This window comes from Intestinibacillus sp. Marseille-P6563 (assembly GCF_900604335.1).
Classification (GTDB): Bacteria; Bacillota; Clostridia; order Oscillospirales; family Butyricicoccaceae; genus Butyricicoccus_B.
Map to the genome: position 1 here is coordinate 332,274 of NZ_UWOD01000001.1, position 13,098 is coordinate 345,371.

General features: G+C 51.3%; 14 protein-coding genes. All 14 read left to right on the top strand.

The annotated features are described in order from the left end of the window. Positions 1 to 96: 96 nt before the first annotated feature. Positions 97 to 717: a CHC2 zinc finger domain-containing protein gene (locus EFB11_RS01695; RefSeq protein WP_122788660.1), complete on the top strand. Its 621-nt coding sequence runs from the start codon at positions 97 to 99 to the stop codon at positions 715 to 717. Further along, positions 692 to 2,065, top strand: a complete 1,374-nt coding sequence (locus tag EFB11_RS01700) for a DNA primase family protein (RefSeq protein WP_122788661.1) — start codon at positions 692 to 694, stop codon at positions 2,063 to 2,065. Before EFB11_RS01695 ends, EFB11_RS01700 begins: the two co-directional genes overlap by 26 nt. A 437-nt stretch (positions 2,066 to 2,502) precedes the next feature. After that, positions 2,503 to 2,721 carry a hypothetical protein gene (locus EFB11_RS01705; protein ID WP_015534241.1) on the top strand — a complete coding sequence of 73 codons (219 nt, stop codon included), beginning with the start codon at positions 2,503 to 2,505 and terminating at the stop codon, positions 2,719 to 2,721. 2 nt (positions 2,722 to 2,723) lie between these two features. Further along, a complete protein-coding gene (mobV, locus tag EFB11_RS01710) occupies positions 2,724 to 3,704 on the top strand; it encodes a MobV family relaxase (RefSeq protein WP_122788662.1) in 981 nt (326 codons plus the stop codon). Beyond that, on the top strand, positions 3,694 to 3,879 hold the full coding sequence (locus EFB11_RS01715) for a hypothetical protein (RefSeq protein WP_087288003.1): 186 nt from the start codon (positions 3,694 to 3,696) through the stop codon (positions 3,877 to 3,879). Before mobV ends, EFB11_RS01715 begins: the two co-directional genes overlap by 11 nt. 99 nt (positions 3,880 to 3,978) lie before the next feature. Then, positions 3,979 to 5,031 carry a virulence RhuM family protein gene (locus EFB11_RS01720; protein WP_122788663.1) on the top strand — a complete coding sequence of 351 codons (1,053 nt, stop codon included), beginning with the start codon at positions 3,979 to 3,981 and terminating at the stop codon, positions 5,029 to 5,031. Positions 5,032 to 5,079: 48 nt separating this feature from the next. Beyond that, the gene (locus EFB11_RS01725) at positions 5,080 to 6,768 is read left to right on the top strand and encodes a recombinase family protein (RefSeq protein ID WP_122788664.1); all 1,689 of its coding nucleotides are present in this window, start codon (positions 5,080 to 5,082) and stop codon (positions 6,766 to 6,768) included. Between the two features lie 32 nt (positions 6,769 to 6,800). After that, on the top strand, positions 6,801 to 7,559 hold the full coding sequence (locus EFB11_RS01730) for a DeoR/GlpR family DNA-binding transcription regulator (RefSeq protein WP_122788665.1): 759 nt from the start codon (positions 6,801 to 6,803) through the stop codon (positions 7,557 to 7,559). Between the two features lie 157 nt (positions 7,560 to 7,716). Next, positions 7,717 to 8,529, top strand: coding sequence for a phosphonoacetaldehyde hydrolase (gene phnX / locus EFB11_RS01735; protein WP_122788666.1), 813 nt, complete (start codon positions 7,717 to 7,719; stop codon positions 8,527 to 8,529). Position 8,530: 1 nt separating this feature from the next. After that, positions 8,531 to 9,646, top strand: a complete 1,116-nt coding sequence (locus EFB11_RS01740) for a phosphonoacetaldehyde reductase (protein WP_122788667.1) — start codon at positions 8,531 to 8,533, stop codon at positions 9,644 to 9,646. Between the two features lie 42 nt (positions 9,647 to 9,688). Then, positions 9,689 to 10,621 carry a phosphate/phosphite/phosphonate ABC transporter substrate-binding protein gene (gene phnD / locus EFB11_RS01745; RefSeq protein WP_122788668.1) on the top strand — a complete coding sequence of 311 codons (933 nt, stop codon included), beginning with the start codon at positions 9,689 to 9,691 and terminating at the stop codon, positions 10,619 to 10,621. 17 nt (positions 10,622 to 10,638) lie between these two features. Beyond that, the gene (gene phnC, locus EFB11_RS01750; protein ID WP_122788669.1) at positions 10,639 to 11,445 is read left to right on the top strand and encodes a phosphonate ABC transporter ATP-binding protein; all 807 of its coding nucleotides are present in this window, start codon (positions 10,639 to 10,641) and stop codon (positions 11,443 to 11,445) included. Beyond that, positions 11,414 to 12,214: a PhnE/PtxC family ABC transporter permease gene (locus EFB11_RS01755; protein ID WP_122788670.1), complete on the top strand. Its 801-nt coding sequence runs from the start codon at positions 11,414 to 11,416 to the stop codon at positions 12,212 to 12,214. Before phnC ends, EFB11_RS01755 begins: the two co-directional genes overlap by 32 nt. After that, positions 12,211 to 13,050, top strand: a complete 840-nt coding sequence (locus tag EFB11_RS01760; protein WP_122788671.1) for a PhnE/PtxC family ABC transporter permease — start codon at positions 12,211 to 12,213, stop codon at positions 13,048 to 13,050. The genes EFB11_RS01755 and EFB11_RS01760 overlap by 4 nt, the downstream gene beginning before the upstream one ends. The last annotated feature ends 48 nt before the right edge of the window (positions 13,051 to 13,098 follow it).

Genomic DNA, 13,098 nt, shown 5'->3' on the forward strand with positions numbered 1-13,098 from the left:
TTGCACTTTTAGCGGATTTTTCGGTCTATAGGCTTTTTCCCCGTATATTCAGGCAGACGGGCAGATACCGTCAATAAATGATGGAGGGCAAAGCCTATGAATTTGTTTGAAACTGTAAAATCTGCTGTTACTGTGAAGCAGGCCGCCGAGCACTACGGATGCAAGGTCAACCGGGGCGACATGATCTGCTGTCCCTTCCACGATGACCGGCACCCCAGCATGAAGCTGAACAGAGATTACTTCTACTGCTTTGGCTGCGGGGCAACCGGGGACGTGATTGACTTTGTGGCGCGACTATTCGGCCTGAGCAGCTACGAGGCCGCAAAGAAACTGGCCTATGACTTCGGCATCGACCCGGACAAGCCCCCGGCAGCGGTAGCACTGAACAAACCGTACCCGCTGGCGCGGGTCTTCCGTAACGATGAGATGTACTGCCAGCGGGTGCTGTGTGATTATCTTCACCTGTTGGAACGCTGGAAGGTCGAGTATGCCCCGCAATCACCGGAGGACGAACTGGATGACCGCTTTGTGGAGGCGTGTCAGGTAATCGAGTATGTAGATTATTTGTTGGACGTGCTCATGTTTGCGGAACTGGAGCAGCGAGTAAAGGCGGTGGATATGCTCCTGAAGGATGGAACTATCTCCGCGCTGGAGCAGCGGCTGAAACGTCTGGAAAAGGAGGTGCAGCACTGTGGCGAAGAACGAGCAATCGCGTGAGGTCAACCAGCCCATCTGGTTTGATGGCAAGAGCATCAATGAAGCCCTGTTTTGTGATGATTTTCTGAGCAGACACAAAATCATCTACACAAACGGGGCTTTTTTCACGCCCGATGGACGTGTGACCGATGAGCTGCCGCTGCGCGGTGAGATTTTCGAGGAACTGAAATGCTGCGCGGTCAGCAACATTCCCCGCAAAATCAGCAACATCGTGGAACTGATGAAGCTGGCGGCGTTGGTGGAGGATTTCCCGCCGGAGACTGACCGCATCCATCTGGCGAATGGGACACTGTTCCTTGACGGCAACTTCGTAGAGGGCAAGCCGGAGATCGTTCGCAACCGCCTGCCGGTAGCCTACAATCCCAACGCTCCCATGCCGACCCGCTGGCTGGCTTTTCTGGACGGGCTGCTCTACCCGGAGGACGTTCTCACTTTGCAGGAATATATCGGCTACTGCCTGATTCCCAGCAACAAGGGCCAGCGGATGATGGTCATTAAGGGCAACGGCGGCGAAGGCAAGAGCCAGATCGGCGCGGTGTTGTCCGCTCTGTTTGGCAGCAACATGAAAGATGGCAGCATCGGCAAAATTTCCGAGAACCGGTTCGCCCGCGCTGATCTGGAACACATTCTGCTGTGTATTGATGATGATATGCGGATGGAGGCGCTGCGGCAGACCAACTATGTAAAATCCATCGTCACCGCCCAGGGCAAGATGGATTTGGAGCGCAAGGGTAAGCAGAGCTATCAGGGATGGATGTGCGCCCGGCTGCTGGCGTTCAGCAACGGCGACTTGCAGGCTCTCTTTGACCGCAGCGACGGCTTTTACCGGCGGCAGTTGGTGCTGACCACAAAAGAGAAACCTGTTGACCGCGTGGATGATCCCGACCTGGCCGAGAAGGTGAAGGCCGAGGTGGAGGGCATTCTGCTGTGGGCTTTTGAGGGATTGCAGCGGCTGATAGCGAACAACTTCAGATTCACCGAGAGCCAGCGCACCAGAGAGAACCGTGAGGCTGTCAAGCGGGATAACAACAATGTGTTCGATTTTCTGGAATCCGAGGGCTATATCCGGCTGAAAGCGGATGCGTCCATCAGTTCAAAGGATTGCTACGACATTTACCGGATGTGGTGCGAGGAAAACAGTCTGACTGCACTCAAACGCCGCAGCTTCAGCGATGCGCTGGTGGCAGCCTGCGGCAAGTACAATCTGGAACACTGCAACACGATTACCAATTCGTCAGGACGCCGGGTGTGGGGCTTTATGGGAATCGAGGCAGTGGCAAGGCCGCATATAAACGAGTTTACGGACGCTTCACAGTGTACGTACGTACCGGAAGACTGGCGGGATTGATTTCCGCTTTGGTCGCCGGTACGTATGTACGCAGCGATTGACCCTGTTACCTCATATATTGCAGAAACACTTCACGAGGTTATAGTAGTCGTTCTCATTTTGAGAACAACCAAAACAGCCAGAAAACACCGTGATTTTGAGGCAGATTTTGAAGCAGTCACAAAACGGCGAAATGTTTCTCCCTTATCCACACACTGTTCGCCGAATAGCGGCTCGCGGAACTGCACACACGTTGCGCTGGCTCGCGCAGATACCGTCCGAATGGTAAAGAGTCCCGCATTTCCGCGAAGTCGAATATTCCGCCGCCAGTCAACGATACGCGGGGAAACATTTCTATCGTAAAACAGAAACTATAACAATTTTATCATCCCATGAAGCCGGTACGCTGTCCAGCGCAACCGGTTCTTTTTATGGGCAAAGAAATTTGGAGGATTATTATGAAGTCAAGCATCCGAAACGAAATCAAGGCGCAGATCATCCGCGCCGGTTACACCATGCAGGAAGTCGTTGACCAGCTGCACGATGAGTATGGGTGGAGCGACAGCGTATCCAATCTTTCCGGGAAATTGCAGCGGGAATCGCTGCGGTATCGGGAGGCCGTGGAGTTGGCTGATGTGCTGGGATATGACATTGTCTGGCAGAAACGGAGGGATTGAGCATGGAAAAAGCACAGTACGCGATTATGCGATTTGCAAAATATAAGGGGCCTGAAATCGGCAATATCGAGGCCCATAATGAGCGCACAAAGGAAAAGTACGCCAGCAATCCTGATGTGGACGCCAGCCGAAGCAAGTACAACTTCCATCTGGTCAAACCGCCCGGCAAGTACCGGGCGGAGTCAGAGAGGCAAATTGCCGCTGCCGGATGCCGTACCCGGAAAGACAGTATCCGTATGATCGAGACGCTGTTCACAGCCAGCCCGGAGTTCTTTAAGGGAAAGAAACGGGCGGAAATTCGGGTATTTTTTGAGGAAGCTCTGCATTTTCTGGAACAGCATCAATCCAAAGAGACAATTATATCCGCCGTGGTGCATATGGACGAGAAAACGCCCCATATGCACCTTTGTTTTGTCCCGCTGACGGAGGACGGCAGACTCAGCGCCAAAGATATTATGGGCAATAAAAAGAAGCTGACCTGGTGGCAGGATGAGTTTTGGAAACACATGGTCAAGAAGTTCCCAGATTTGGAACGAGGCGAAAGCGCCAGCCTGACCGGGCGTGACCATATCCCGCCCCGCGTATTTAAGGAGATGACCAGACTGACCAAACAGAAAAGCAAACTGGAGGATCTGCTCACTGGAATCAATCCCTTTAACGCCAAAAGCCGGGCGGAGGAAATCTGCAAGATTCTGGATACCTATATTCCCAGCGTGGAGAAGATGGACACACTGCTGCGGAAATATGGTGTGGCTTTTACGAAAACAGCATCCGAAAACAAAAAGCTGAAAACGAAAAATGCCGAGCTGGAAGAATCTCTTGCATCGGCGCAGAAAGTCAGTGCGTTGAAGCAAATCGAAGATTTCAAGCTGCGGTGCGACTATGACAGTGCCGTGGCGATATTGGAGCAGATACCGCCAGAAGTATTGGAACTTTATAAACACCCGCATAAAAAAGAAAGGGAAACTGCCTATGATAGATGAGTGGAGCGGTTTTGCAGACCTGCTGGCCAACCTGATTGAGAAGTACGCTTCGGAGTTGGATGTCGAGAATCTGCCCGCTCCGGCGGTTCCGCTTGAGGACCAGGACGGCGCGGCAGCAGATAAAAAAGAATCTGTTTTCAAGCCGGAAGCAGTTGCAGGCAAAATTGCTGCATGATATAATAGACGTGATACAAGAGTCCAAACAAGAGGGCGACGGCCATTTTCTTCGCTCTCTTGAAACATAGAAAATGTAATCGGATAGGAGCGTGAACAAATGGCGGAAGACAAGAATAGACCGGACCAGAGCCAGGGCGAGATTGTAATTTATCAGGCTGAAGATGGGCTCACAAAAGTAGAGTGCCGGTTTGTAGACGAGACTGTTTGGCTGACGCAGCAGCAGATGGCGGAATTGTTCCACACGTCCAGAAGCAACATTGTGGAGCATATCGGCCACATCTATGAAGAAGGCGAACTGGATGAGGTTTCAACCTGTCGGAAATTCCGACAGGTTCGAATGGAGGGCAACCGGCAAGTAACCAGAGAGCTGCCTTTCTATAATCTGGACATGATCATTTCTTTGGGGTACAGGGTAAAATCCCTGATTGCCACCCAGTTTCGCCGGTGGGCCACGGAGCGCCTGAAAGAATATATGATCAAGGGCTTCACGATGGACGATGAACGCTTGAAAAATTTGGGCGGTGGCAACTATTGGCGCGAACTGCTGGAACGGATTCGGGACATTCGTTCTTCGGAAAAAGTGATGTATCGTCAGGTGTTGGACTTGTACGCCACCAGTGTGGACTATAACCCCAGAAGTGCGGAATCTGTTGCGTTTTTCAAAATGGTGCAGAACAAGCTTCATTATGCGGCGCATGGACATACGGCGGCGGAAGTGATCTATGAGCGGGCCGATGCAGATAAGCCGTTTATGGGGCTTACCACTTTTTCGGGCGACTTCCCCACGGCAAAAGATATTGGGATTGCCAAGAATTATTTGACAGAGGAAGAACTTCGGGTTCTGAATCAGATGGTATCCGGTTATTTTGATTTTGCCGAGGTGCAGGCCATCCGTCACCGGCCCATGTATATGAGCGATTATGTGGAGCAGCTAGATAACATTCTTCGGGCGACTGGGGAAGAAGTATTGACCCATGCAGGGAAAATCAGTCATGCACAGGCGATGGAAAAAGCGAAAGCAGAATATAAACGCTATCAGGCACAAACTCTTTCCCCTGTGGAGGAAGAATATCTGAAGACCATTAAGCAGCTGGGAAAAACGGCCAAGACAGAGGCGGAAAAGCAGGATGATTCTTCTGACCCAAGTTAAGAACGACCAATCCAATTTTTCGATTCGCACCACATGAGGAAGATTACGATGCAGAAAGAGAAGATAAAAGTTTACACTTATACCAGAGTTTCCACCGCTATGCAGGTAGACGGCTACTCGCTGGATGCGCAGAAGACCAAAATGAAAGCCTATGCCGACTACAATGATTATGAGATCGTCGGCGAATACGAGGACGCGGGAAAGTCCGGCAAGTCTATCGAAGGCCGGGCGCAATTCAGCCAGATGATGGAGGACATCCAATCCGGCAAGGATGGCGTGTCCTATGTTCTGGTGTTCAAATTGTCCCGGTTTGGCAGAAACGCGGCGGACGTGCTCTCTTCCCTTCAGGTTATGCAGGATTTTGGCGTCAATCTGGTTTGTGTGGAAGATGGCATTGATTCTTCCAAGGACGCTGGCAAATTGATGATCTCTGTTCTGTCTGCCGTAGCAGAGATCGAGCGTGAAAACATCCGTGTCCAAACCATGGAGGGCCGCATCCAAAAAGCAAGGGAGGGCCGCTGGAACGGCGGCTTTGCCCCCTATGGGTATCAACTGGTGGATGGGAAATTGGTCATCAACGAGGAAGAGGCAGAGGCCATTCGTGTCATCTACGACCAGTATGTTCACACGGACATTGGCGCAAATGGCATCGCAAAGTATCTGGAGAACCACGGTATCCGCAAGATTCCCCGGCAGAATGGGAAGAATCCCCTGTTTGATGCACACCTGATCCGGCTGATTCTGAAAAATCCTGTGTACTGCGGAAAAATTGCCTATGGCCGCCGCAAGATGGAAAAAGTGCGCGGCACCAGAAATGAGTACAAGTTGGTGGAGCGGGACAACTACCTGTTGGCAGATGGTTTGCACGAACCAATTGTTTCGGAAGAGGTTTGGCAAGCGGCGCAGGTGAAGCTGCTGGCGCAGGCCAAGAAATACGAACACGTCAACCGAGGGAAAGATGAACACGTACATTTGCTCTCCGGTATTGTAAAATGTCCTGTCTGCGGAGCCGGAATGTATGGAAATAAAAGCATCAAGCACAAAGCGGACGGCACCAAGTACAAGGATTTTTACTACTACGGTTGCAAGCACCGCTCCATGATACGTGGGCATAAGTGCGATTACAAAAAGCAGATTCGGGAAGAACTGCTGGACGATGCCGTGGCGGAAGTCATTGTAAGGCTGGTGAGCAATCCAAAGTTTGCGGCTATGATGCAGGAAAAAATCAACATGAAAGTGGATACCGCCGCCATTGACCAGGAGATTGCCAATTGCGAGAAGCAGCTGCGCCAGCATTATTCCGTCAAGGCGAAGCTGACGGAGGAGATTGATTCTCTCGACCCGGACGACCGGCACTATGTCCGGCGCAAGGCAGACCTTGATGATCGGCTCTACAAGATGTATGATAAGATTGAAGATACGGAATCTCTGCTGATCGCAGCCAGAGCCAAAAAGCAGGCCATTGAAGCGGAAAAGCTGACCGGCGACAATATCTATAAAGTGCTGATTTATTTTGAAAAACTGTACGGCGTGATGAATGAGGCGGAGCGGCGGCAGTTGATCGAGGTGTTGATCTCTGAAATTCAGGTTTACCCGGAACGCCAAGCCAATGGACAGTGGTTAAAATCCATCAAATTTAAGCTGCCGATCATTGAGGAAGATATGAGTATCAGTTTGGACAATGAAAAACAAGTCGAGACGATTGTCCTGCTTTCCAAGAAAGACCCCAGCAAATAACATCCAAGCACAAGACAGGAAGCGAATTTGTCATGCTATATACTGAACGCGCAGAACTCATCATGCAGCAATTACAGCTGCAATCCACTGTAAAAGTCGTTGAACTCAGTCAACTGCTCCACGTATCGGTGGACACGGTACGCCGCGATCTCAAGACGATGGAGGGCCAGGGACTGATCAAATATGTCCATGGTGGTGCTTGCCTTCCCGATTCTTTCGCGCCCTTTTTAAACTTTACTGGGCGCGAGATTATAAACAGCGAACTAAAGCGGGAAGCGGCACGCAAAGCGCTCGCCTTGATCAAAACGGGCGATGTCATTGCGTTAAATTCCGGTACCACGAACACAATCCTATCCCAGGAACTCACGACTTTTGAAAAAGAAATCACCGTTGTGACCAACAACTATGCCGCAATCAATCTGTTGCTGCAAAATGATTTGATTCACCTGATTGCCGTCGGCGGAAAAATGGACCCTCTGGAGCGTTCCACGTATGGAACCACGTGTGAAAATGAATTCGGTCAGTATTACCCTGACATTGCTTTTCTCTCGATCAATGCCATCAACTATCCAGATGGGTTTACCGATTTCCGTTTCAACGAAATCGGTGTCCTGCAACTGCTGGCAAAAAACGCAAAAAAAGTGGTGGCAGTCATGGATTCCAGTAAACTCGGCAAGTGTTCCAAACGCAAGGCTTTGGACATCTCGCAAGTGGATATGGTCGTAATGGATGACGGTGTTTCACCGGAAATCCGAAAAAAATACAGCGAATGCGGTATTCATATTCAATAAATCCTCCCGAAAGGCCCGGACAATCGTCCGGGCCTTTCTTACATACTATTTACATACATTTGACGCTTTGCCGATTGTTTTTGCTGTTTTATGCAGTATATAATGAGATTGAAAAAAAGAAAAAGCAGCAATAAAACGCAAAACAAGGAGCGTACTTATGAACGATTCAAATCAGATTCAGATGGTTGTATTCGACTGGGCTGGCACAACGGTAGATTATGCATCCAGCGCACCCAGCACCGTTTTTGATCGTGTATTTACCTCGGTCGGTATCAAGCTGACAAAAGAAGAAATCAACCGCCCGATGGGTATGGAGAAAAAAGCGCACATCCGTGAACTGCTGTCCTCCGAATCCGGAAACAGACAATGGCTCGCCGTACATCAGCGTCCCTGGACCGAAGACGATGTCGAAAATCTGTACCAGACGTTTGAGAAAACACTGTATCAGATTGTGGCAGAATACAGCGAACCGCTCCCCTGCGTCGTAGAAGCCGTGGCAAAATTACGAAAAAAAGGGTTGAAGATCGGTTCCACTACCGGCTACACCTCGCAAATGATGGAACAAGTCATTCCAGCAGCCAAGGCAAAGGGCTATGAAGCGGATTGCGTCATCACCCCTGACATCACGCATGCCAGCCGCCCCACGCCGTTTATGCTTTTTGAGTGCATGCGGCGCCTGAATGTCTATCCGCCCTGCACGGTTGTAAAAGTAGGCGATACGGTCGTTGACATGCAGGAAGGGAAAAATGCCGGCGCGTGGAGCATCGGCATCCTGAACGGCTCCAATCTGTTGGGGCTGTCGCAGGAAGAATACAATGACATGGATGCTGAAGAGCTCAAGCAGCGCAAGCTCAAAACCACAGAAATGTATCGGCAAGCCGGTGCAGACCTTGTCATCGATTCCATTTGGGACCTCCTCCCTGCCATTGAAGAACTCAATCACCGCATGAAACGTATGAAGGAAGCTTGACATGAACCATTATTATAATCCAGTCCGCACGATTCAGGGCGCAGGCAGTTTGCACACTTTGCCGGAGACCTTGGAGCAAATGCACCTTACAAATCGCCGTGTCCTCATTCTGGCATGGAGCGAAACCGTCTTTGCACATCCAGTGTTTGCAAAGCTTGATGCGTTCCAGCTGCAAACCTCTGTATTTACAGCTTCCAACCCTACCATCGAGCAGTTATTTGAAACCTATCAGGCGACCCGCTCGTTTTCTCCCGACGCGGTTGTTGCGATTGGTGGCGGCAGCATCATGGATGTGGGAAAGTCGCTGTGCTGTCTGTACCAAACCGACCTTTCTGACGCAGAAGAGCTGCGGACCTATATTCAAGCTGGTCGCTTTGGAACCCCCAAGGTACGCTGGATCGGCGTCCCGACCACATCCGGCACCGGCAGCGAAGTCACCTGCTGGGCCACCATTTGGAACCCCAGCAAAGATGCCAAGCGGTCGATTGAAAATCAGGCAAACTATGCTTATGCCGCCTTGGTTGACCCGGAGCTTACCGCCAATATGCCGCTGAAATTGGCCGTTTCTTCGGCGCTGGACGCCACTGCCCATGCGGTCGAGGCGTTTTGGGCCAAGCATACCAATACGGTTTCGCGTGCCCTGGCACTTCAAGCCATCCGTACGATTATGGGGCATATGGAAGATCTGCTCTGCGGAAAACCGGAGGCGCACGAGGCGATGGCTCAGGGCAGCATGCTTGCCGGTTTGGCGTTCAGCAACACCAAAACCACTGCATGCCACTCCATCTCTTACCCGCTGACCATGCACTATCACATCCCGCACGGCGCTGCGGTCAGCATGCTGCTGGCCCCTGTTCTGGAACTGAATGCGCCCTGTGTGGATGGTCTCGAGTCCTTGCTGGCTGCATTGGGCGTTTCCGATGCCGCAATGCTCCAGCAGCGCATTCGCAGCTTCCTCCAACGCTCGGGGCAGCCGGATACTTTGCGTGGCTGGGGCGTTGCCTGGGAAGATTGCTCCTCGCTCGCGAAATTGGGGATGACCAAGGGCCGGGCAGACAACAATCCGGTCGAAATCACCGCCGAGAACATTCAAGGGATTTTGGAATCGATTTATTAAACGATATGGTTGCGAAAACCAGCCAAGAAAGGATTCAATATTATGCTCAAGCACACCAAAAAAATCGCAGGAATCGGACTTCTTACTTTGATGACAGCATCCATGCTTGTCGGCTGCAGCGCAGAGAGCCAGGCCGCAGATGCCAATGGCCCGGGCGGTGAAGATGGCGTATTCACTATCGCATATGCGCCCAATGAATCGACCACCGAAAGCGCCGATGCACGCAATGGACTGGCCAAGGATTTGAGCGAAGCATTGGGCTGCGAAGTCGAGGAGATCCAGGCGAGCGACTACAATGCCATCATCGAAGCGCTGCGCACCGATATGGCATATATGGGGTCGCAGGCTCTGGCATTGGGGGGTGAGCGTACCGACCTTGAGCCCATCGTCATGAAAGCCGAAGAAGGCGATCCGGAAAAAGCGATTTATCACTCTGTGCTCATCACCAGCAGCAGCAACCAGGAAATCAACTCCATCGAAGATATCCAAGGGAAAACCATGGCTTTTGTGGACCCGGACTCCACTTCGGGCAATCTGGTCCCCACCGCTGAAATCATCAAGGCCTTTCCCGATGAGGAACTGAACTCGGATATGCTGCACACCAACGGGGACTTTTTTGAAGCCGTCAGCTTCTCCGGTTCCCACCAGGCAGGTCTGCAAGCGGTCATCAAGGGCGATGTCGATGTTGTCCCCATTTCCGATCAGATCCTCGCTTCGGAAATTGCGCACGGAAATGCCAAGGAAGAGGATGTGAAGATCATCCATGAATTGGGCGCTATTCCGGCGGAGGCCATGGTTGTTGGCGAGCATGTCAGTGAGGAAACGCGCGAGCAGCTCACCGAGTTCCTGACCACCTATGACAATGAAGACTATTTTACCGATGTCATCAAAGTACCTGGCGCGCGTTTTGTTGCGTGTGATATGAGCGACTATGAGGAAATCATTGAGCTGAACCAAATCATAAACGAATTTTAAAGCTCAGGAGGAACATCATGAAACCCATTTTGAAATTCGACCGGGTATCCAAGCAATATCCCAATGGTGTGCAGGCGCTCAAAGAGGTTTCCCTGGAAGTGACCGAAGGCGAATTTATTTCGGTGATCGGTCCTTCCGGCAGCGGCAAGTCCACCCTTTTGCGGGCGATCAACCGCTTGATTCCTATCAGCGGCGGCACAGTCTGGCTGGATGATCAAGCCATCTCGCATCAGCACGGCCGAAAGCTTCGCAATCAACGCCGAAAAATCGGCATGATCTTTCAAAACTATAACCTGGTATACAGCCTGTCTGTCTTGCAGAATGTTCTGCATGGACGGCTGGGGTATATGCACGGGCTGAAGGGTGTATTGGGCCTGTACAGCGAAGAGGATAAGCAGGAAGCCTTGAATCTACTTCAGGAACTGGGGCTCGAATCCTTCAGCTACCAGCGTGCTTCCGACCTGTCGGGCGGACAAAAGCAGCGTGTCGGCATCGCCCGCGCCATCATGCAGAATCCCAAACTGCTTCTGTGCGACGAACCCATTGCTTCGCTTGACCCTTCCAGTGCCAAAACGATCATGGAACTGCTGCATGATTTGACCCAAAAACGAAATATCTCCTGCATTGTCAATCTGCATCAGCTGGATGTTGCCTTGAAATACTCCACCCGCATCATCGGTCTTTCCAAGGGGGAAATCGTTTTTGACGGGGCTCCTGCGCAGCTGACCGATGAAGTCATTGAAAAAATCTATGGGACATCCCGTGAAAACCTGATGATTGGAGGCGCCGAGCATGACCAGACGGATACCGCTGATTGCGCGTGATGTAAAGCGGCTTTATACCGGATTTTTGATTGCAGCGGTCATCCTGTTTGCGGTATGCAGTGTTCTGACCAACTTCAGTCTTTTAGAACTCATCGCAAACGGGGATGCCTTTTGGGAATTTATCACCGAGGATTTTCTCCCTCCCGCCTTGCCGAAATCCAGCCGAATCCCCGGGATTTTGTCCAGCGTTTTGGTCACGTTGGCTTTGGCCATGTCCGCAACCACCGTTGCCGCTATTTTAGCATTCTTTGTCTCGTTATTCGGCAGTGAAAAGGTCTCTCCTTTTCCCAAGGCAGCCAAATTTGTTCGCGGATTTGCTACCTTTCTGCGCAACATTCCTGCACTCGTCTGGGCTTTCATCCTCTTTTCTTCCCTGGGTATCGGCACAGGCGTTGGCTTTGTCGCGTTATGTATCACCAGCTTTGCCTTCATGGTACGCGCTTTTGTGGAGGTCATGGAGGATGTATCCCAGGACTGCGTGGAAAGCCTGCAAGCAGTTGGCGCAACCTTTCCGCAGCGTGTTTCCCAGGCCATTCTTCCCTCCTGCTTAAGCGGGTTTCTGTCCTGGTTCCTCTATTGCGTGGAAATCAATATCCGCGCTTCCACGATCGTCGGCATGGTAGGCGGCGGCGGTGTTGGACTGACTCTGTTTTCTTACATCAAAGGCTTTCAATACGACATTGCGCTGAGCATTATTCTGTTGATTGCCGTGATGGTGATTGCTGTCGATCAGATTACCGGTAAACTTCGGAAGGAGTTATTAAAATGAATTCCAATGAAATTACTTTGAATGCCGAACGAAATCCCGTGCAAATGAAAAAACGGGCCCGCATCCCGGTCAAATGCAAACAGCGGAATCCGTTTATTCCCGCTTTTTTGGTGACGGTTGCAGCCCTATCGATTTTGAGCCTGCTCTATCTGAATATTGACTGGTGGAAAATGGCCTCCCGCCTTCCCGATGTGGGCATGGTGTTCTGGGATTTGGCACATCTCGATTTCACCGAAATCAGTTTGGTCGGCTCTTCCCTGATCGAAACGATTTCCATTGCCGTGCTCTCCCTGCTGTACAGCCTGATTTTGGGCATCCTGTTTGGGATGCTGGCCGCACGGAATGTCTTCCGCATTCTGGCGCTGTCGGCCATCATGCAATCCTTTTTCACCTTTTTACGAGCTGTGCCCACCCCGGTATGGGTGCTGCTCATGCTGGTATGTCTGGGCATGGGACCGGAAGCCGGTGTTGCCGGACTTTGTGTCCACACCACCGCGTTTTTCACAAAATCGTTTGCTCAGAGCTTTGAAAGTATCCCTGAGGAAACCATCGAAGCTTTGGAAGCAACCGGCACCAGCCGTCTGAGCATCTTTACCAATGCGATTTTGCCCGCAGCCCTGTCGCAAATCGTGGCATGGGTTGGCATGCGTCTGGAAACCAACTTTTCGGAATGTGCCATCCTTGGTATGGTCGGTGCCGGCGGCATTGGCTATGTAATCTCCACCAGTTTGCAAGGCTACGATTACGGTACGGCCGGCGTGGCAATCTTGCTTGTGTTCCTGGTTGCCTACGGCATTGAAAGAATCTTTGTCCAAATCAAGAAAAAGTTCTCCTAAATAACAGGCGGCAACGGTTTGAAACCGTTGCCGCCTGTTCCTTTTATT